General features: G+C 66.5%; 17 protein-coding genes and 1 pseudogene. 12 read left to right on the top strand and 6 right to left on the bottom strand.

From position 1 onward, the window contains the following. Nucleotides 1-4: 4 nt before the first annotated feature. Complete coding sequence (locus tag ACIBW7_RS07950) at nt 5-817, top strand: shikimate dehydrogenase (RefSeq protein WP_397045221.1); 813 nt, start codon at nt 5-7, stop codon at nt 815-817. A 46-nt stretch (nt 818-863) separates the two neighbouring features. After that, on the top strand, nt 864-1346 hold the full coding sequence (locus tag ACIBW7_RS07945) for a B-4DMT family transporter (protein ID WP_397045219.1): 483 nt from the start codon (nt 864-866) through the stop codon (nt 1344-1346). Nucleotides 1347-1558: 212 nt separating this feature from the next. Here ACIBW7_RS07945 and aroB read toward each other — a convergent pair whose 3' ends face one another. From aroB to ACIBW7_RS07925, 4 genes and pseudogenes are all read right to left on the bottom strand, one after another. Beyond that, the gene (gene aroB, locus ACIBW7_RS07940; protein ID WP_397045217.1) at nt 1559-2734 is read right to left on the bottom strand and encodes a 3-dehydroquinate synthase; all 1176 of its coding nucleotides are present in this window, start codon (nt 2732-2734) and stop codon (nt 1559-1561) included. A 409-nt stretch (nt 2735-3143) separates the two neighbouring features. After that, a pseudogene (locus tag ACIBW7_RS07935) lies at nt 3144-3662 on the bottom strand (shikimate kinase); the annotation flags it as partial. Continuing rightward, complete coding sequence (gene aroC, locus ACIBW7_RS07930; protein WP_397045763.1) at nt 3659-4852, bottom strand: chorismate synthase; 1194 nt, start codon at nt 4850-4852, stop codon at nt 3659-3661. The gene aroC and the pseudogene ACIBW7_RS07935, both read right to left, overlap by 4 nt. Before the next feature lie 82 nt (nt 4853-4934). Further along, nucleotides 4935-5390, bottom strand: a complete 456-nt coding sequence (locus ACIBW7_RS07925) for a prepilin peptidase (RefSeq protein ID WP_397045215.1) — start codon at nt 5388-5390, stop codon at nt 4935-4937. 154 nt (nt 5391-5544) lie between these two features. Between ACIBW7_RS07925 and ACIBW7_RS07920 the strand changes: the two genes are divergently transcribed. From ACIBW7_RS07920 to ACIBW7_RS07905, 4 genes are all read left to right on the top strand, one after another. Beyond that, nucleotides 5545-6672 carry a M24 family metallopeptidase gene (locus tag ACIBW7_RS07920; RefSeq protein ID WP_397045213.1) on the top strand — a complete coding sequence of 376 codons (1128 nt, stop codon included), beginning with the start codon at nt 5545-5547 and terminating at the stop codon, nt 6670-6672. A 47-nt stretch (nt 6673-6719) separates the two neighbouring features. Next, nucleotides 6720-7283 (top strand): elongation factor P, encoded by a 564-nt coding sequence (gene efp, locus ACIBW7_RS07915; RefSeq protein ID WP_387284600.1) that lies wholly within the window; start codon nt 6720-6722, stop codon nt 7281-7283. 110 nt (nt 7284-7393) lie between these two features. Next, nucleotides 7394-7903 carry a transcription antitermination factor NusB gene (gene nusB / locus ACIBW7_RS07910; protein ID WP_397045212.1) on the top strand — a complete coding sequence of 170 codons (510 nt, stop codon included), beginning with the start codon at nt 7394-7396 and terminating at the stop codon, nt 7901-7903. Next, nucleotides 7900-8166 carry a YciI family protein gene (locus ACIBW7_RS07905; RefSeq protein ID WP_397045210.1) on the top strand — a complete coding sequence of 89 codons (267 nt, stop codon included), beginning with the start codon at nt 7900-7902 and terminating at the stop codon, nt 8164-8166. The genes nusB and ACIBW7_RS07905 overlap by 4 nt, the downstream gene beginning before the upstream one ends. 257 nt (nt 8167-8423) lie before the next feature. Here ACIBW7_RS07905 and ACIBW7_RS07900 read toward each other — a convergent pair whose 3' ends face one another. Continuing rightward, entirely contained in the window at nt 8424-9386 is a 963-nt protein-coding gene (locus ACIBW7_RS07900; RefSeq protein ID WP_397045208.1) for an NADP-dependent oxidoreductase, read from the bottom strand. Between the two features lie 22 nt (nt 9387-9408). Between ACIBW7_RS07900 and ACIBW7_RS07895 the strand changes: the two genes are divergently transcribed. From ACIBW7_RS07895 to ACIBW7_RS07875, 5 genes are all read left to right on the top strand, one after another. After that, complete coding sequence (locus tag ACIBW7_RS07895) at nt 9409-9636, top strand: hypothetical protein (RefSeq protein ID WP_397045206.1); 228 nt, start codon at nt 9409-9411, stop codon at nt 9634-9636. A gap of 57 nt (nt 9637-9693) precedes the next feature. Next, entirely contained in the window at nt 9694-10332 is a 639-nt protein-coding gene (locus ACIBW7_RS07890) for a TetR/AcrR family transcriptional regulator (RefSeq protein ID WP_397045204.1), read from the top strand. Between the two features lie 69 nt (nt 10333-10401). Next, entirely contained in the window at nt 10402-11298 is an 897-nt protein-coding gene (locus ACIBW7_RS07885; protein WP_040692199.1) for a hypothetical protein, read from the top strand. Further along, the gene (locus tag ACIBW7_RS07880) at nt 11299-12027 is read left to right on the top strand and encodes a hypothetical protein (protein ID WP_397045202.1); all 729 of its coding nucleotides are present in this window, start codon (nt 11299-11301) and stop codon (nt 12025-12027) included. Continuing rightward, entirely contained in the window at nt 12009-12935 is a 927-nt protein-coding gene (locus ACIBW7_RS07875) for an inositol monophosphatase family protein (protein WP_397045200.1), read from the top strand. Before ACIBW7_RS07880 ends, ACIBW7_RS07875 begins: the two co-directional genes overlap by 19 nt. A gap of 12 nt (nt 12936-12947) precedes the next feature. Here the strand turns inward: ACIBW7_RS07875 and ACIBW7_RS07870 are convergent, their stop codons facing one another. After that, nucleotides 12948-14216, bottom strand: coding sequence for an SLC13 family permease (locus ACIBW7_RS07870; RefSeq protein WP_397045760.1), 1269 nt, complete (start codon nt 14214-14216; stop codon nt 12948-12950). Nucleotides 14217-14312: 96 nt separating this feature from the next. Here ACIBW7_RS07870 and ACIBW7_RS07865 point away from each other — a divergent pair, with 96 nt between their 5' ends. Further along, nucleotides 14313-20015 carry a TIR domain-containing protein gene (locus ACIBW7_RS07865; protein ID WP_397045198.1) on the top strand — a complete coding sequence of 1901 codons (5703 nt, stop codon included), beginning with the start codon at nt 14313-14315 and terminating at the stop codon, nt 20013-20015. The last annotated feature ends 21 nt before the right edge of the window (nt 20016-20036 follow it).

Below are 20036 nucleotides of genomic sequence, written 5' to 3'. Positions count from 1 at the left end.
GGCGATGACGGAACCCCGCAAGGCGGCCGTGCTCGGTAAGCCGATCGCGCATTCGCGGTCGCCGCAGCTGCATCTGGCGGCCTACCGTGCGCTCGGGCTCGATTGGACCTATGAGCGGATCGAATGTTCGGCCGAGGAGTTGCCCGGTCTGGTCGATGGGCTCGGGCCGGAATGGGTCGGGCTTTCGGTGACCATGCCGGGTAAAGAGGCCGCGCTGGCATATGCGAGCGAACGCACCGAACGGGCGGTGCTGGTGGGCTCGGCGAACACCTTGGTTCGGATCGGTTCGCAGGGATGGCGTGCCGACTGCACCGACGTCGACGGTGTGCTCGGCGCGTTGCGTGGTGGTGGTGTCGACGAGTTGGCCGAGGCCGTCGTACTCGGTGCGGGCGGAACCGCACGTCCGGCGCTGCTCGCGTTGTCCGAACTCGGTGCGAAGGCGGTGACCGTCGTCGCCCGCGATGCCGGAAGGGCGCGCAACGCAGTGGATCTCGCGCAGCAGCTCGGTATGACCACCGCCGTGATCGGCTTCGACAAAGACGCATTGCGCGCGGCGTGCGCGGATGCCGGTGCCGTGGTGAGCACGATCCCGGCCGAGGCGGCAGCGGTCGTCGCCGAGGCGGTGGCGGCAGCGCCGGTGGTGCTCGACGCGATCTACAAGCCGTGGCCGACGCCGCTGGCCGTTGCGGTCGCGCGGGCGGAGCACACCGTGGTGGGCGGGCTGGAGATGCTGCTGAACCAGGCCTACGGGCAGGTCGAACAGTTCACCGGCCGCCCGGCTCCGCACGCGGAAATGGCCGCGGCGATAAATCTGTAACCGGTTCTCATTTGGATCCGGCCGACTCGAGGCTATGGTGTTGACCATGAATGGTTGGGTGTTGCGGGCCATCGGGCTCGGTGCGCTGGTCGTTTTCCTGCGTGCCGCGTTGGGATTCGCGATGGTGTACTGGCCGACCCAGGGCGGTTGGATGCGACCGCTGTGCCTGGTGGTGCTGCTCGCCGCAGTCGTGTTCTGGGGTGTGCTGGATGGCCGCAAGGACCGTGAGGTCCATCCGGATCCGGAGCACGGCTCCGACCTCACCATCCTGTGGCTGAAGACCGCGGCTGCCGCGGGTCTGGGCAGCGGTGCGGTTTCGTGGCTGCTCGACTGGCTGCCCCGCTTCGATCTCGGCGATAACGGCCTGCTCTTCGAGTTGACCGCGGGCGCGTCCTTCATCGTCCTGCTGGTCTTCATTCCGGGCCTCATCGGCATCGGTATCGGCCGCATCATCGCCGACCGCCAGATCAACAAGTCTGCTAATCGGTCCGCACCCCAGGCACCGGGCGCCGCCGCGACTCCCGCGTAGCCGCTGGCGAATTCGATTGGAGGCGACCTTCATCGGCCGATACGGCCCGAGGGTCGCCTTCGTTTTCCAGATATGGGCCGCAGTCCGGTTCAGGTGCTCAGTTCGCCCGCGCAGCGGGCGGGCCGATGCCGTCGGCAAGTGCCTGCGGTCCAGATCGTGACGCAAAAGCGGCGCAACCGACCGAATCGGATGCGCCGCTTCGCTGTTCGCGACTACAGCAGGATCGCGCCGCTGCTGGCGCTGTCCTCGCGGGCGATGGCCGAGTAGGCGGCGGCCAGCAGGGTGGGGTCCGGGCCTTCGAGGCGGCCGGGCTTGGCGAGGCCGTCGAGGACCACGAAGCGCAGCACACCGGAGCGGGTCTTCTTATCGGTCTGCATGGCGTCGAGGAGTTGCGGGAGGGCGTCGGCGTCGTAGCTGGTCGGCAGGCCGACGCTGGCCAGGACGCTGCGATGGCGGTCGGCGGTGGCATCGTCGAGGCGACCGGCGAGGCGGCCGAGTTCGGCGGCGAAGACCAGACCCACCGAGACGGCCGCACCGTGCCGCCAGCGGTAGCGCTCGCGGCGCTCGATGGCGTGGCCGAGGGTGTGGCCGTAATTGAGGATCTCGCGCAGGCTGGCTTCCTTGAGATCGGCGGCAACGACATCGGCCTTCACCTGGATGGCGCGGCGGATCAATTCGGGCAGCACATCGCCGGTCGGGTCGAGTGCGGCCTCCGGATCGCGCTCCACCAGGTCCAGGATCACCGGGTCGGCGATGAAACCGGCCTTGATGATCTCGGCCATTCCCGCGACGATCTCGTTGCGCGGCACCGTCTCCAGGGTCGCCAGATCCACCAGCACCGCGGCCGGCTCATGGAAGCTGCCGACGAGATTCTTACCCGCCTCGGTATTGATTCCGGTCTTACCGCCGACGGCCGCGTCGACCATGGCCAGCAGCGTGGTCGGCACATGCACGATATGCACTCCGCGCATCCAGGTGGCGGCGACGAATCCGGCCAGATCGGTCGCCGCCCCGCCGCCGAGCGATACCACCACATCATTGCGGGTCAGGCCGATGCGGCCGAGCACCTCCCAGCAGAACCCGGCCACGGCCAGATCCTTACCCGCCTCGGCATCGGGAATTTCGACGCGGTGCGCGTCGATACCTGTGTCGGCCAAGGCCTTGCGCACCGCCTCGGCGGTTTCGGCCAGCGGCGGCTGATGGAAGATCGCGACGGTGCGCACGCCGGTGGTCGCGCCGGCGACCGACTCGACGAGCTCGCCGAGCAGGCCGCGGCCGATGATCACCGGATACGGATCGGCGGTGCGGACCTCGATGCGACTCGGCTCGGTCGGGCTGGTCGGCTGCTGCTCAGCTGGGCTGATGGGTCGCTCGCTTCGCTCACTCACGTGTACTCGGCTCCGATTCTGTGCGTGCTGATTGTTTGAGCGCTCGCGCGCGGGAGCGACGGGCCCGGGTGCGGCGGGACCGGCTTCCGGGTGTCGCTGGGTCACCGGATCCTTCGGAACCGGCACGGCCATTGGCGATTTTGCCGGTGGGCTTGGGGCGATCGACCGTTGTGGTATCGCTCGTGATCCGGCCGGCCGCGGCGACCTTGCCGGTGGGCTCGAGCCGCTCGGTCGCCGCGGATTCGGCGCCGTCCGCCTGTGCGGCGGCCCGGCGGCGCGCGGCCGCCCGGGCCCTGGCGGCGCGCCGGGCTCGGGATCTATTGCTGCCCTGCGGTTTCTGCGCTACGACGTCCGGCGTAGTTCCGCTCGAGTCGGGCTCCGCTTCTTGCGGCAGTACCGATTCCATGCCCAGCTTCGCCATGATCATCCGCACCACTCGCCCAGGACTGCGACCGTCGGTGCGCACCCGCACCGTGGCGACCTCCCGGTACAGCGGTCTGCGCTTGCGCATCAGCTCGCGATATTTCGCACCCGGATCCGCACCGTTGAGCAGCGGTCGCTGCGTACTCGCACCGGTGCGTCGAAGTCCTTCGGCCACACTGATTTCCAGATACACCACGGTGCGATTGCGCAGCAGCGCCCTGGTGTCCTCGGACAGCACGGCCCCACCGCCGAGCGAGACCACACCGCGTTCGGCGAGGATGGCGCGGCGCACCACCTGCTCCTCGATCCGGCGGAATTCCGGCTCGCCGTCCTCGGCGAAGATCTCCGGGATGGTGCGTCCGGTCTCGCGCTCGATTCCGGCATCGGTGTCGTAGAGCTCGACACCGAGTTCCCTGGCGAGCTTGCGGCCGATCGTCGACTTCCCCGCCCCCGGCGGTCCGACCAGCACCACGCGCGGTGCGCGCGGATCGGACTGCACGATCATTGCGGCACGTGTGGTCGGGTGCCGATGCGCTTGACGTAGCTGGTGATGTTGTCGACGGTCTCGACCAGCGAATCGCCGCCGAACTTCTCCAGCGCGGCCTGCGCGACGACCAGCGCGACCATGGTCTCCGCGACCACACCCGCGGCGGGCACAGCACAGACATCCGAGCGCTGGTGGATGGCGACGGCCTGCTCGCCAGTGGTCATATCGACCGTGGACAGCGCGCGTGGCACCGTCGAGATCGGCTTCATCGCGGCGCGCACGCGCAGCGCCTCGCCATTGGTCATACCGCCCTCGAGACCGCCGGCACGGTTGGTCGAGCGCAGCACGCCGTCCGGTCCCGGCTTCATCTCGTCATGTGCCTGGCTGCCGCGGCGGCGCGCGGTTTCGAAACCGTCGCCGACCTCGACGCCCTTGATCGCCTGAATTCCCATGAGCGCGCCTGCGAGCCGCGAATCCAGCCGATCCGCGCCACTGATGAACGAACCCAATCCAACCGGTAGCCCGTCCACGACCACCTCGACCACACCACCGAGGGTGTCGCCGTCCTTCTTGGCGGCCTCGATCTCGGCGATCATCGCGGCCTCGGCGTCCTTGTCGAACGCGCGCACCGGACTCTCGTCGATCGCGGCCAAGTCGGTGGCGGTCGGCACGATGCCGGTGGTGTTGGCGGCAGTGCCGATCGAGACGACATGCGAGATGACCTCGACGCCGAAGGCCTGGCGCAGGAAATTCCTGGCGACCGTGCCGGCCGCGACGCGCGCGGCGGTCTCACGGGCACTGGCCCGCTCCAAAACATTGCGGGCGTCGTCGAAGTTGTACTTGAGCATGCCCGAGTAGTCGGCATGGCCGGGGCGCGGCCGGGTCAGCGGTGCGTTGCGGGCCATATCGGCGAGTTCGCTCTCGTCCACCGGATCCGCGGACATGACCGTCGTCCACTTCGGCCACTCGGAGTTCGCGATCTCGATGGCCACCGGTCCGCCCATCGTGCGCCCGTGCCGCACTCCACCGATGACGGTGACCTTATCGGCCTCGAACTTCATCCGGGCGCCGCGCCCGTACCCGAGCCGACGGCGCGCCAACTGTGCGGAGATCTCGTCGGACGTCACCTCGACACCGGCCACCATCCCCTCGAGGATGGTGACAAGAGCGGGACCATGGGATTCTCCGGCAGTTATCCAGCGCAACACGCTGTCCATCTTCCCATGTCGACGGGGGTGCTCCGGCACGCGGCCCGCCGTGGTGACCGGCACGGCGGCGTCGCGGCATCGGCTAGCCATATGCCGCCGCCAGGCTCAGCACCGTCGCGACGCACATGGCCGGCCCATGGGGTAGCGCATGCGGCCCGGCCCGATCAGCACCGGACCGAATCCGCCAGTGGGCCAATACGGCGAGCCCGAATGTCGCAGTCAGAACGGGTGCGACGAGCGCCGCACGCACCCATACCTGTGCACCGCCGAGCGCGGCGACCGCGCCCAGCCCCACGGCCAGTTTCACATCACCCGCCCCGAGTGTGGCCGGTGCGATCAAGTGCACCAATAAATATGGCATCCCCAACAAGATCGAACCGGCCACCGCGGCTGTGAATTGTGTTGTGAACAGCGCATATCCGAAGATGATCATCGCGCCGGAGGCGGTGAGCGCATTGGGCAGTCGGCGCTGCCGGATATCGAAGACGGTAAGCGCCGAGCACCAGGCCAGCAACAGGGCAAAAGCGATGGGGGACATGGCTTCAGCCTCGTCCGCCCCTGGTCGCGGATGCAGCCCCGATTCCGGATTGGGGATAGCCGATCGATATGTGAATATCGATCGCCTCGCTCGAATACCGGTATACCGGTGTTTTTATTCGGGATCTACGGCGTGTCGGCGGTAGTTTTGAGATATGTCTGCTGATCACGCGTGCCCTGGGCCCGACTACGCGGCGCGCCGTAGCGCATTACGCAGTTTGCTGGTGGAAAACGAGGTCGACGCGCTGTTGGTCACCGATCTGGTGAACATCAGGTACCTGACCGGCTTCACCGGGTCCAATGCCGCACTGCTGGTGACCTCCTGGGATATCCGTAATTCCGAGGAGCGCACCGTGATCGGCACCGACGGGCGCTATCTGAGCCAGGTCGTGGAGCAGGTGCCCGACCTGCGCGCCGAAATCGCCAGGGCCACCGCCCGACGCATCGTGGAGCTCGCGGGGGAGTGGCAGCTCGGCCGGGTCGGTTACGAGAGCCATATCGTCACAGTTGACCAGCATCGCGGATTCATCGAGCGGAAGACCGGTTTGGAATTCGTCGCCACTCCGGGGCTGGTCGAACAGCTACGCATGGTCAAGGACGGTTACGAGATCGAACAGTTGCGTGCCGCCTGCGCCGCGGGTGACGCCGGGCTGGCGACGCTGCTGGAACGCGGCGGCCTGCGTCCCGGCCGTACCGAACGTCAGGTCGCCAGGGATCTGGAATGGGCGATGTTCGAACACGGGGCCGATGCGGTCGCCTTCGAAACCATCGTGGCGACGGGTGCGAACTCCGCCGTTCCGCATCACCGGCCCACCGGGGCGGTCCTGGCCACCGGCGATTTCGTCAAGATCGACTTCGGCGCCGTGGTCGGCGGCTACCACTCCGATATGACCCGCACCTTCGTACTCGGCACCGCCTCCGACTGGCATCGGGAGGTGTACGCGCTGGTCGAAGCGGCGCAGCGGGCCGGACGCGAGGCGCTGAAGCCCGGCGCGCCGGTCATCGATGTGGATGCGGCCGCGCGTGCGGTGATCGAGGCGGCCGGACACGGGAAGCTGTTCGTGCACGGTCTCGGACACGGTGTCGGTCTGCAGATCCACGAAGCGCCGGGAATCGCCAAAACCGGAACCGGTACACTTCTGTCTGGCGTGGCGGTGACCGTCGAACCAGGTGTGTACTTCCCCGGCCGCGGCGGCGTCCGGATCGAGGACACGCTCGTGGTGCGCGAGGGGGGCCCGGATCTGCTCACCAACACCAGCAAAGACCTGACCGTCGTCGAATGACGCCGGTCACCGAGACCGCATATCCAGAACTAGGAGATCCGAGAACAGTGGCGGACACCAGCGACTTCAAGAACGGCCTCGTGCTGAAGATCGACGGTCAGCTCCAGCAGATCATCGAATTCCAGCACGTCAAGCCGGGTAAGGGCCCTGCATTCGTGCGGACCAAGCTGAAGAACGTGCTGTCCGGCAAGGTCGTCGACAAGACCTTCAACGCGGGCGTCAAGGTGGAGACCGCCACCGTCGACCGTCGCGATATGACCTACCTGTACCACGACGGCTCGGATTACGTCTTCATGGACGGCGAGACCTTCGACCAGATCTCCATCTCCGAGGAGACCATCGGCCCCGGCGCCCGGTTCCTGCTGGAGAACATGGTCGTTCAGGTCGCCACCCACGAGGGCGCGCCGCTCTACGTCGAGCTGCCGGTCACCGTCGAGCTCGAGGTACAGCACACCGACATCGGCCTGCAGGGCGACCGCTCCACCGGCGGCACCAAGCCCGCCACTCTGGAGACCGGCGCCGAGGTGCAGGTTCCGCTCTTCATCAACACCGGCGACAAGCTGCGCATCGATTCGCGCGACGGCAGCTACCTCGGCCGCGTGAACGCCTGATCGCCCGCCCCGCGGTAGTAGCGACGGGCCCGGAGGCGGCAGCGCAGCGTAACCACGCAGGGACCCGCTGCTGCCGCCATTAGACACTGCGAACAGGGATAATGACTGCTGTGGCGGAACAGCCCATAGACAAGAAGTCCACGTTCAAGAAGCTCGGCGCGCGGCACAAGGCCCGCCGCCGGGCGGTCGATCTGCTCTTCGAGGCGGAGGCCCGCGATGTGGACGCGGCCGACCTGGTCAGCGAGCGGGCCGAACTGGCCACCCAGGATCAGGCGGTCGCCCCGGTGCATGCCTACACCCGCACCCTGGTCGAGGGCGTCGCCGACGATCTGGATCGAGTGGACGGCACCATCGAGTCCTACCTCAAGGACTGGGAGCTGTCCCGGCTGCCAGCCGTGGACCGGGCCATCCTGCGGATCGCGGTGTGGGAGCTGTTCCACGCCAACGATGTTCCGCCGGTCGTCGCGGTCGACGAGGCGGTGGAGTTGGCCAAGGAACTGTCCACCGACGATTCGCCCGGATTCGTCAACGGTGTGCTCGGCCAGGTAGTGCTGGTAGCCCCGCAGGTGCGCGCGGCCGCCGCGGCGACCAGGGCGCCGCGTCCGGAGTCGCAGGCGTGATCAACAAGTACCTGGTCATGGCGATGCGCAAGCCGTCGTTCGACCCGGCCGTGATCGAACCGCACAAGCAGTTCTTGAACGGATTGCTCGAGCGCGGGCAGTTGGTGGAGAGCGGTCGGTTCACCGACGGCACCGGCGGTGCGTACGTGATCAACGCCGAAAGTCTCGAAGCCGCAAGGGAAATCGCGTTCACCGACCCGGTGCACAGCACCGGTTCCTCGGAGCTCACCGTGTACGAGTGGGAGATCGCCGTCTCCGCCTGATTGCCGTCGGCCCAGCCGCATACCGAAATGGTATGCGGCTGTTGACGTTTCAGAGAGCATTCTGCTATCCGGCGTAATAGCCCCGTGCTCCCGCTGGTGGGTGTACGGGCCCAGCGGGAGCGAACCGTGAGCCGTCGACGCTGACCGGCTCGCGGAATCGGGTGTGCCCGGCTCGCCGGTGCGCACCGACGGATGGTGTGCACCGCATTCGGCGAACCTCGGCACGCTCGATCCTGCTTCCTCAACCGCACTCGAGGTCAAGATTCCGGCGTGTGGCTTGGGTCACTCACGGTGAGCACGATCTTCCCGCTGGTTCGGCCCTGCTCGATGAGGCGGTGTGCCTCCGCTGCCTGCTCCAGCGGCAGCACCGTTTCCACGTGTGGGCGCAGTTGGCCCTGCTCGACCAGGTCGGTCAGTGCTTCGAGGTCGGCACGGTCGGGTTCCACCAGATAGCCGCTGGCACGTACACCGAGTTCGGCCGCGCGCTCGGCCATTCCCGGTGTCCAAGCCGCCTGTGCGTTGACGAGAATGCCACCGGGACGCAAGGTTTCGAGCATGCGCAGCGCCGGTTCGCCGCCGTGCATCTGGATCACGATATCGATATCGCGGAGGGTCGCTGCGATATCGGTCGTTGTGTAGTCGATGGTCTCGTCGGCGCCGAGTGCGGTCAGGAAGTCGTGCTTGGCCGCGCTCGCGGTGCCGATCACATACGCCCCGAACGACTTTGCGATCTGCACGGCGAGGTGGCCCACGCCACCTGCCGCGGCCGATACCAGAACGCGCTGCCCGGGAGCGACTTTGCCGATATCGACGAGCATCTGCCAGGCCGTGAGCGCGGCCAGGGGCAGTGCCGCGGCCTCGGTGAAACTCGAACCCTTTGGTATGGACACGAATTGGTGCGACGGAGCGGTCACATATTCCGCGTAGGCACCCGCCGCGCGTGGAAACCACGGCATGCCGTACACGCGGTCGCCGGGCCGGAAGCGGGTCACCCCGTAGCCGACCTCCGCCACGATACCGGCGACGTCCCAGCCGTTGACGAAGGGCAGCGTCAATGCCCGTACGTACGCCCGCCCTTCTCGGCTGAAGTAGTCGATCGGATTGACCCCCGCCGCAACGACTTTCACCAGCACTTCGGTGTACAGCGGTGTCGGCCGGGCGATCTCGACGAGTCGCATGGTTTCCAGCCCGCCCCACTGTTCCTGCTGAATAGCGCGCATGCTCTGTCCTCTCATCTCGAGAATGTGGACGCTCGTCCGAGGTGTTCGAGCGGCCCTGCATCCACTGGCCCGCCGGTTGTCTGCCGATCAGGCATGGAGATTCGCCTATCTGGTTGCCGTCGAGGCTGCTGTTGCGGCGTGGATCGGCGGCGATTGCCAGCAAACTAAGTGGACGGTCGTACTATTACTTTCCACCTTGCTGTCTGTCAATACGGTCGACGAAGTGTTTGATCAAGCTGATCCAGTGTGAAACAATTCGGACGGTCGTCCGTAAACTGTGCTCGACCTCGGACGAAGGTAGGTACCGATGACCGTCGAAACAAAGATCGACAAGCGGCTACAGCGCGGTGAGCGATCTCGGCGCGTCATCCTCGACCGCGCCATGGATATCGCCTCGGTCGAAGGTCTGGAAAGCCTGTCCGTGCGGCGTTTGGCGACCGAACTCGACCTCAGCAAGAGTGGCGTTTTCGCGCACTTCGGCTCCAAGGAAGAACTCCAGCTCGCAACCGTCCGCGCGGCCGTCGAAGTCTTCATCGCACACGTGGTGAGACCCGCGCGACGTGCACCCGCTGGCATCCGCCGGGTCCGGGCACTCGGCGAGTCCTGGTTGGACTATGCCGCGAAGCCGTACTTCAGCGGCGGCTGCTTCTTCCTGTCCGCCGTCGCTGAGTTCGACGCCCGCCCCGGGCGCGTGCACGACGCCGTGGCCGCCTCGCGCCGAGACTGGTTGCGGCTCTACGAAACCACCATTGCCGAGGCCATCGGCCTCGGCGAGATCGTCCCCGATAACGAGCCCGCCGACCTTGCCTTCGAACTCGACGCCATCGCACGGACCGCGGCCCAGGATGCGCTGCTGTTCGGCGAATCGGCGCCCTACGATCGGGCCCGCCGTATCCTCGCCGCTCGACTGGACGCCGTCACACACCGACCCGCCTGCGGGACTTGACCGTTCGCTCGCTGAGTCGGCACAGGTGCACCTATCCTGGGTAGAAACCCTAGGGGAGGCCGAAAACCTATGGCACGGGTGCTGATCTGGCTGCGGAACAATATCGACGGTCTCGTCGCCCTGGTTCTCGCGGTCATCTTCGGTGTGATCTCGCTGATCGATATCGGCTTCTTCGATGCGGACCTGATCAATGCGGTCATCCTGCTGGTGCTCGGTTTGCTGGCCACCACGTTGCTGCGTGATCGGCATCTGTCCGCCAAGGCCATTCAGGATTCGAACTCGGTACAACTGCTGTACGGTCCGGAGATCGGGCATGCGCATACGCTCGCGCGCCGCGGTACCGAACAGTGGCTGTTCAAGGGAGGCACCGGAACCTATCTGCGGGCCGTCACACTGCGCGAATGCGTGGAGAACGCGCGCCGCGAACAGCGTCCGCTGCGGATCCAGGTGGAGGTGCTGGATCCGACCAATGAACTGCTGTGCAAGACCTACGCGCAGTTCCGCTCTTCGCTGGTGCCCGAGGCCGATCGCACCGGCGAATTGTGGACCACCGAGCGGACCCGCAAGGAGTCCTTCGCGACGGTGCTCGCGGCATGCTGGTACCGGCAGCGGTTCACCTTCCTGACCATCGATGTCGGACTCTCGATGGTGATGACGACCTTCCGCTGGGACCTCTCGTCGAGTTGCGTCATTGTCACGCAGGACAATCCGAATACTCCGGCCCTGATGTTCGAACGGGACAAGCCCTACTACCGGGACTTCAACCGGGAGCTCGTGGCCAGTTTCAAGCAGGCCAGACAGGTGCCGCTGAGCCGGAGCGAGGAACTGGCGCTCGCCGACGAGCCGTCGGTCGATCAGACTCGTGCGCTGTTCGATCTGCTCGGTCTCGCGCTACCGGCTTCCTATACCGATCGCGACGTCGCCGATATCGTGCGACGCGCACTGCAGCCGAGGAATCCGTACTGAATGAACGACTATGCCCGACTACGAACGCTGATCGGCTCCGATGCGGCGGGGCCCGCAGTGCGACGCTGGGCTCGTGATTTCATGACCGGAGTGCTCGACGGTCGAATCGACATCGCCGCGGTCCGGCATCCGTTGGGGTTCTTGTGTTTTCCCGCATCGCGCGACGGCGGACTCGGCGTCTGCGTGCACGTCTGGACCGATGGGCTGCGGTCGTGTCCGACGACTTCGGCGATGCACGCGCACAGCTGGGATCTGCTCAGCGTGGTCTTGTACGGCGAGGTCGGCAACGAGATACTCGAAGTGGAGAGTTCTGCGGACCGGGCAACCCATCGCATCTTCGAAATCCATAGTGGCGCCGACGGTGATGTGGTTCGTGCGACCGAGCGACTGGTCCGCTATCGCATCCGATCCAGTGAGCATTTCCGTGTAGGCGAGGTATACACCCTGCCACACGGGGTATTTCACCTCTCCGATGTCCGGGGCGAGGCGGCCACCGTGGTGCTCGGCGAGGTTCGTCGCGGCCAACCGGACCGATCCCTCGGCACCCTCGCCACCGCCGACCACTGGGTGCGCCGAACCGGTTGCACCCCGAGCGAAACCAGGCGCGCCGCGCAAACGGTGCTGGACCAGCTGTACTTACCCACTCCGCCGGCTCCGCCGGCTGCCATCCCTCTGCAGGAGTCCACCCTGCCGGAACAACTGGAGGACCGATGCGAGCAGGCGACGTAGCGAACCTGGTGCTGCCGCCGGATGGTCCGGCACCGGCCGATCCGGATCCGATCAGCGCCTTCGACCGGCTGGACACCGTCCTGACGACTGCTGCCGAGGTGGCCAGGGCAGCGGCGATCGAGGCGGGTCGGGCGATCCGGGAGGGTCTGGCCGGATCACTCACCGTCCGCATCAAGGACGCCGGCGGTGATCTGGTCACCGACCTGGACCTGCGCGCGGAACATATCATCGTCGGCCATATCCGCCGCGCCTTCCCACACCATCGCATCCTCGCCGAGGAATCCGGGCTCCATGGCGTCGACGATTCCTGGTGCTGGGTCGTCGACCCGCTCGACGGCACCAATAACATCGCCATCGGCCTGCCCGTCTGCACAATCGGTATCGCCCTGTGCCACAACGGAGTTCCGATGCTCGGCATCGTCCACGAACCGTTGGCCGACCGCACCTGGTCCGCCGTGCGCGGATCCGGCGCCACAGGGCCGGACGGCCCGCTCTGGCGACCGCCGCACCGTTCCTCCGAATTCGCTCCGACCCTGGCCTGGCTGCAGGGCTATCCGGTGACTCGCACCGACACCACGGCACGCGGCCTGCGCCTGGCCCTGGAATCCGGTTCCCGTCGTTTGATCCAACTGTGGTCCCCGCTGCTGTGCTGGGTGATGCTGAGCCGCGGCGATATCGACGGATTCGTCGGTTACCGAGCCGGTTTGGTCGACCTGCCCGCAGGCACCCTGCTGGCCCGTGAATCCGGTATCCACGTCACCGATTTCGACGGCGCACCGCTCAACGACCATCTCGACCTCCCTGGCGGTGAAGTGAACTTCATTGCCGCCGGCGCCGAAATGCTGCCGGAGTTGGCATTGCTGGTGAAGGCCGCCGCCGAGGTGAGTGTGACGGGGCTGCCGGGCTGAGGGCGATCCCGACTAGCCCGTCGCCAGCAGCACAGCGACGGCACCGGTCGTAGCGACAACCGCGAGCCCCAGCCCGGTGAGCACGAACCGTGGCATCGGCACCCGAACACCGTGGGTGCGGCAGAACTCCAGGCACAGCAGCGTCGCCAGCGACGCCCATGGCGTCACGATCGGCCCGACGTTGGTGCCGATGAGCAAGGCCAGCAACTGATTTCGATTCTCCTCGGACACCACCGCCTCACCTGCGGTGTAGGCCGGAAGGTTATTGGCCACATTGGACAATCCGGCGCCGGCGCCCGCCGCACGGTACGCCCCGACCACTCCGGAGTCGTGCCCGATCAGCGCATGCATGACATCGGCGAGCCCGAACCGGCTCAATGTCGGCACCACCAGGAACAACCCGACCACAAAAACCAGCAACTGCCACGGGATCAGCGATAGTCGCAGCGACGAACGGTCGAAGATCGCGAAGGCGACCACCGCAATGGCGGCGGCCAGGGTGGCGGCGATGCCGATCCGATCACCCACGAACGGGATCGCAAGAATGAACAGCAGACACGCTCCTGCCGTCGTGTAGAGCAGCGTGCGCTCCCTGGCGTTCTCCGGACGAATCGGCTCCGGCGGTACGTACCGATCGGTTTCACGTCGACCGCGTCGCCAGTACCAGACCCAGAGGCACACCATGGTCGCCGTGATCGACACGAGCTGCGGCGCCCACATCCGTGCCGCGAAATCCGTGGCGCGCAGCGCAACCCGTTCGGCGGCAAGCAGATTGGTGAGATTCGAGACCGGAAGCAGCAGGCTCGCCGTATTGGCCAGCCAGAGCGTGGTCATCGCCAACGGCAGTGGCGGAATGCGAGCCGGTATCGCCAGCGCGAGCATGACCGGAGTCAGCAATACCGCCGTTGTATCGAGATTGAGCAGAATCGTTGTCGCCGACGCGAAAAGCACGCAGAGCAGGAACAACGCCGGATAGTAGCCGCGCCCGAGTATGGCCAGGCGGTGTGCGATCACATCGAACACCTTCGCCTGCCGCGTCAGCTCCGCGAGAATGATCACACTGCACAGGAACAGCAGCAGCGGCCCGATCCGGCGCATATTGTCGGCGGCCTCGGCGCGCGGCAGCAATCCGGTCGCCACGCACAGCAGTCCGGCCGCGAACAGTCCGAGCCGGACCCAATCCAGCGTGCTCAGCCCCCATCTCGACGGCGCGGACACCAGGGCACTCGACGGCGGGTTCTCCGCAGCGGAATCGACCTGTTGTTCGGGCACATGCCCCATCATGCAGCATATCGGCTGGGGCACTTCCGCATTCGGTACGTATCGTAATGATCTTCTGCCGTTTGGCGTGGCGACCCATCGGGGCATACTGATGCTGTGACTTCGGGCGGGCGGCGGGACTTCTTCATCAGCTATTCACCGGCCGACGAGCGATGGGCCACATGGTTGGCTTGGCAGTTGGAGACCGCGGGTTACAGCACCCTCATCCAGGCCTGGGATTTCGTGCCCGGCACCAACTTCATCGATTTCATGGATCGCGGTGTGCGTGATTCGGCGGTGGTGCTGGTGGTGCTGTCGGAGAACTATCTGGGTTCCTACTACGGAACCATGGAATGGCAGGCGGCCTACCGCACCGATCCGGGCAAGCTGATGCCGGTGCGCATCGCCGAATGCCTGCTCGAGGGTCTGCTCGCGACCATCACCTATCTCGACCTGGTGCGGGTGTCCACTGCCGAGGAGGCGCGCCGAATCCTTTTGGAGCGGGTCGGACATCTGGTCGCGGGGCGGGCGAAGCCGCCGTCGGAACCGGGCTTTCCGCACAACGGTCCAGACCGGTTCGCCGTCGAAACCATCACGGACACACCCGAATCCGTGCTGCCGCGGCGTACACCGGTTGCGGCCCCGGCGTTCCCGGGTGCCGCCGATCGTGAGGAGCCGCGTACCAGCGTCTCGGTGCTGCATGTCGCCGGTCCGCGTTTCGGTCGCGGGCTGCTCGCGCCGGATGAGCCGAGCACCGCGGCCGAATTGCAGGCACGCATCCACGCCAATGTGACCCATCTGGTGAATCAGGGTGTGGCCAAACCGGATTTGATCGTGGTATCCGGGGATATGACCGAATCCGGCCGTCCTCGCGAGGTCGACGAGGCGCTAACTTTCCTGAGCGGATTGCGCACACTGCTCGGCCTCGGTCCGGAGCGGCTGATCATGGTGCCCGGCAATCACGATGTCTCCAAACCAGCCTGCCACGCCTACTTCCTGAACTGCGAGGCCCGCGACCGAAAACCGCAGCCACCGTATTTCCCGAAGCTCGAGCAGTACGCGCGGATGTTCGGCGCGCTGTATCAGGGGCTGGATCACCTCGTCTTCGATATCGGACAGCCGTGGACACTGTTCCCGATTCCCGAATTGCGGGTGGTGGTCGCCGGATTGAACTCGACCATGGCCGCGACCCATCTGCCCGAGGACGATTACGGCCGAATCGGCGAACCGCAGGCGTCCTGGTTCGCCGAGCGGCTGCGCCCGTTCGAGGAGAACGGGTGGTTGCGCCTCGGTGTCGTCCGGCACGATCCGTTGCCCGGCGCCGGCACGCCCGCCCATGATCCGGACCTGCTGCGCGACGCGGATACGCTGTCCCGTTTGCTCGGCGGCCGGTTGAACCTGCTGCTGCACGGTCCGGGACCTGGTGGTCCGCATCTGGATCGGCTCGACGACACGCTGCCCGTCCTGCCCGCGGCCGCTCCGGGCCGCGACGAGATCATCCAGCTCACCGCCGCAGGACTGGCCCGGTTCTCCGGACGCGGTGAGTCCACCGCGCAACTCGAATTCGATTGGCTGAAGGTTGCCGCTGCGCTGCCGACGGCCAAACAGCCCGAACTCCTCGGACCGGACGAGCCCGAGCTCCCGGAACCGCCCGCGGAGACTCCGGCGGTCGATCCGCATGGGCGGCTGCTCGAGCGCGTCGCCGAGGTGTGCGAAACCCGTTATCCCGGGGCGAAGGTCCGGCGCGTCGAGGTGGAGCCGCCACATCTGCTGATCACCAGGGAAGACGACGAGGTCATCGCCCAGTGGCGGGTCGGCGTGCACGTCGGTGATCTGACCAGGCAGGTGGTGGAGGATTTCCTCGGCCACGATCCGGAATATGGTTCCGAACTCGTGTATCGCGGTGCGGCGCCGCCGCGTTCGCTGCGCGAGGAGGCGGCCAGCCACGGTCTGCGGGTGCGCAGTTTCACCGAATTCCAGGGCCTGCTCGATCTGGACGACTACCTCACGCACCAGGCCGCGCGATTGCGCACGGACCGCACCTATCCGCCGGATCTGTATGTTCCGCAGCGCTTCCGGATCCTCGAACACGGCGATCAGCAGATCCGCGACGATCTGGTCGGCGAACTCATGAAGGTGATCGCGGCCGACCACGGCCGATTCATCCTCATACTCGGTGATTTCGGACGCGGAAAAACCTTCGCGCTACGCGAGTTGGCCCGCCGCATCACCGAAACCATGCCCGCGCTGATTCCGATCCTGATCGACCTGCGGGCCCTGGACAAAACCCATTCGGTCGACGGTCTGGTCGCCGCACATCTGGCCAATCACGGCGAGGATCGGATCGATCTGAAGGCGCTGCACTACATGCTGCGCGAGGGTCGGGTGGTGTTGCTGTTCGACGGCTTCGACGAACTCGTCACCCGGATCAGCTACGACTTCGCCGCCGACCATCTCGAAACCCTGCTGCAGGCCGCCGTCGGCAAAGCCAAGATCATCGTGGCCAGCCGCACCCAGCACTTCGAATCCCGCGCCCAGGTGCTGACTGCACTCGGCGAACGCGTCGGTCTGCTGCAGGATCGGCGCATCGTGGGCATCGAGGATTTCGCGCCCGCGCAGATCCACGCCTTCCTGACCAACCGCTACGGCGGCGATATCCGCCGCGCGGACGCCAGAATGGGGTTGATCACCGGTATCGAGGATCTGCTCGGACTGGCACAGAATCCCAGGATGCTCGGGTTCATCGCCGATCTGGACGAGCGGCGGCTACGGGCCGCGGCAGGCGCGAAACAGGCGGTGGGTCCGGCCGGGCTGTACCGGGAAATCCTGGAGTCCTGGCTCACCTACGAGGCCGACCGCACCGCGGGCGTGGCCGGTGCGCTGCCCGGGCTGCGCCTGCACGAATTGTGGCTCGGTGTCACGGCATTCGCGCTGCGCGTCTGGGAAACCGGCGAGCCGTATCTTCGGCTGTCCGAATTGACCGAGGTGGCAGCGGGTTTGGCCGAACTGACCGGATCGAGCCGGATGTCGGTGCAGCAGTCGGCGCACGCCATCGGCTCCGGCAGTCTGCTGATACGCACCGCGGACAACCTGTTCGGCTTCATCCATTCGTCGGTAATGGAATGGCTGGTGGCCAACCACATTGCCGAGCAATTCGAGGTCGGCGCCCTCGCGCCCGCCCAGCTGACCCAATCGCCGCTATCCCAACTTTCGATCGACTTCCTCTGCGATCTCGCCGACAACCGGGCGTTGCGCATCTGGGCCGAGGGTGTGCTGGCCGACCAGGCGGCCGACGACGTGTCGCGCACCAATGCCATTCGGGTGGCGACGCGGCTGCGCACCGCACCGACCGCGGATCTGCGCGGTGCGAGTCTGGCGGGGGAGGATCTGTCGTATCGGGACCTGCGCGATGTCGATCTCACCGGGGCGGATCTCAGCGGTGCCCGGTTGGTCGGCACGAACCTCGACCGTGCCGTCCTGCACGGTGCGCGGTTGGTCGGCGCCCGACTCGACGAGGCCAGCCTGGTCGGCGCGGATCTGGGTGAGGCCGATCTCACCCGCGCCCGCCTGGTGCACACCGATCTGACCGGATCACGGGCCAGCGGCAGCCGCTGGTCCCGGGCGGCACTCATCGAGGTCACCGGCACCCCGACCGGCACCGATCTGTACGGCGCGGCATGGGTGCCCGGAGTAGCGGCGCAGACCGAATTCGCGCCTGCCGCAATCGGAGTCCGGCACGGTTTCCATGCCAGGCACGGCCGACTGCCGCAGCCGGTCGCCTACAACCCGGACGGCGGCACGCTGGCCATCGGCAGCGATGACGGCGGCGTACTCATCTGCGATGCCGAAACCGGGAGACCGCTGCGCACCTTGCAGACGCACCGAGCACGGACGTTCGCGGTGGCGTTCACCGATACGGTGCTGGTGACTGGATCCGGCGACGGCACCGTGGGCATCTGGGATGCCGCCACCGGTGAACTGCGCCGAATCCTGCTGGGGCACAAGAACTGGCCGTGGCCGGTGGTGCTGAGTCCCACCGGTGATCTGCTGGCCACCGGTGACGCCGACGGGGTGCTGCGGCTGTGGACATTGCCGAGCGGCGAGCTGCGGCACGAATGCAGCCCCGCGGGTGGTGGCGGGGAACTCATCTACAGCTTGGATATTCGCGGACCGCTGGTCGCGGCTTCCTATCGGGATGGCACCGTACGCCTGTGGGATATCGAAAGTGGCGGGATGAGCGGCGAATTCAGCGGGGCGTCCGGCTCGGTATTCCGAGTGGCGTTCAGTCCCACCGGTGAACTGCTCGCGGTCGGTGGTGTCGACGGCACGCTCGCGCTGTGGGATCCGTTGAGTTGTCGGAAGATTCGCGACCTACACGGTCATACCGGGCGGGTCTATACCGTGACGTTCCATCCGAGCTTGCCGATCGTGGCGAGCGGGGATACCGATGGCGGGCTGCGTCTGTGGGATGCGGAGACCGGTGCGGAACGGCAGTCGCTCACCGAACACACCGCGGCCATCTACTGGCTCGCCTTCGATCCGGCGGGTGAACTGCTCGCCTCGGGTGATAGCGCCGGACTGGTCTGTCTCCGCGACAGCGAGACCGGGGAGTTGCGACACCGGCTCACCGCGCATACCGGCTCGATCTGGCCGTTCGCCTTTCGCCCGGACGGTACCCAATTGGCCATTACCGACGACCAATTCACCACCCGGCTCTGGGATCCGGTAACCGGCACCTGCAAACACACGCTCACCGGCCACGGCCGCCAGGTTCGCACGGTCAGCTTCAACGCGGACGGCACCCTGCTCTCCGGCGTGGGTAACGACGGGGTGGTTCGACTGTGGGATCCGGTGACCGGACGGTTGGTTCGCCGACTGATCGGCAGCGAAGACCGCCTGCTCACCTTCGAATCGGCGATATTCAGCGAACTCGGCAGCCATCAGCTCGGCCTCGTCGTCAATGACGGTCGGCTCAGTCTGTTCAACCTCGACGCCGACCTGTACGAACGCCATATCAATATCGAATCCGCACCGATCTGGGCCGCCGCCTTCGACCCGACCGGCGACTATGTGGCCACCGCCAATGACGACGACACGGTGATCATCTGGGTGCGCACTACCGGTGCACTGCACGCCGTCTGCGCCGAACATCGCGGCCGGGTTCGCTCGATCGCATTCAGTGCCGACGGTGCGCTGATGGCCACCGGCTGCGACGATTCCGTGGTGCGGCTGTGGGACGTGCGCTCCGGACGGTTCCTGCGCGCACTGCGCGGACATCGCGACCGCGTGTATTCGGTGGCCTTCCACGAGGACCGCCTCGCCAGCGTGTCATGGGATACCACCGCCCGCATCTGGAATATCGAATCCGGCGATGCACTGCATACGTTGACCCGGCACACCGGCAGGCTCTGGACGGCCGCGGTCGACTCGCGCACCGGCACACTGGCGACCGGGGGCGATGATCTGGTTGTTCGGTTGTGGGACATGGCATCCGGACGTCATCTGCATACCCTCGAAGGGCATAAGCGCCGGGTCTGGTCGCTCAGCTTCGACCCGTCCGGCCAGTTGCTGGCCAGCGGCGGTGATGACGGCAACATCCTGCTGTGGTCGCGGCCTGAGGATGGCGTACCGTCGATTCGCGCGATCCTGCTCGGCCTGCCCGAAGGATGGGCGGCCCTCGCGCCCGATGGCCGATACAAATTCGAGGGCAATATCGCCGGTCAGTTCTGGCATGTCATCGGCATGTCGCGGTTCGAATCCGGCGAACTCGACCCCTACTTGCCGGAAGTGGGGCAGTTGGCAGCCGAAGCGCCCTTCTGAGTCGACCGGATGAGAGATTGA

Source organism: Nocardia sp. NPDC049526 (genome assembly GCF_044465765.1).
GTDB lineage: Bacteria > Actinomycetota > Actinomycetes > Mycobacteriales > Mycobacteriaceae > Nocardia.
The sequence above is the reverse complement of the archived record's forward strand: the minus strand, read 5'-3'. Positions and strand labels throughout refer to the sequence as shown.

Bases quoted from the DNA above. Each gene is read 5' to 3' on its own strand.
- ACIBW7_RS07950 (WP_397045221.1), top strand. From the start codon at position 5: ATGACGGAACCCCGCAAGGCGGCCGTGCTCGGTAAGCCGATCGCGCAT.
- ACIBW7_RS07945 (WP_397045219.1), top strand. From the start codon at position 864: ATGAATGGTTGGGTGTTGCGGGCCATCGGGCTCGGTGCGCTGGTCGTT.
- ACIBW7_RS07925 (WP_397045215.1), bottom strand. From the start codon at position 5,390: ATGTCCCCCATCGCTTTTGCCCTGTTGCTGGCCTGGTGCTCGGCGCTT.
- ACIBW7_RS07920 (WP_397045213.1), top strand. From the start codon at position 5,545: ATGTCTGCTGATCACGCGTGCCCTGGGCCCGACTACGCGGCGCGCCGT.
- ACIBW7_RS07900 (WP_397045208.1), bottom strand. From the start codon at position 9,386: ATGCGCGCTATTCAGCAGGAACAGTGGGGCGGGCTGGAAACCATGCGA.
- ACIBW7_RS07895 (WP_397045206.1), top strand. From the start codon at position 9,409: ATGTGGACGCTCGTCCGAGGTGTTCGAGCGGCCCTGCATCCACTGGCC.
- ACIBW7_RS07890 (WP_397045204.1), top strand. From the start codon at position 9,694: ATGACCGTCGAAACAAAGATCGACAAGCGGCTACAGCGCGGTGAGCGA.
- ACIBW7_RS07885 (WP_040692199.1), top strand. From the start codon at position 10,402: ATGGCACGGGTGCTGATCTGGCTGCGGAACAATATCGACGGTCTCGTC.
- ACIBW7_RS07880 (WP_397045202.1), top strand. From the start codon at position 11,299: ATGAACGACTATGCCCGACTACGAACGCTGATCGGCTCCGATGCGGCG.
- ACIBW7_RS07875 (WP_397045200.1), top strand. From the start codon at position 12,009: ATGCGAGCAGGCGACGTAGCGAACCTGGTGCTGCCGCCGGATGGTCCG.
- ACIBW7_RS07870 (WP_397045760.1), bottom strand. From the start codon at position 14,216: ATGGGGCATGTGCCCGAACAACAGGTCGATTCCGCTGCGGAGAACCCG.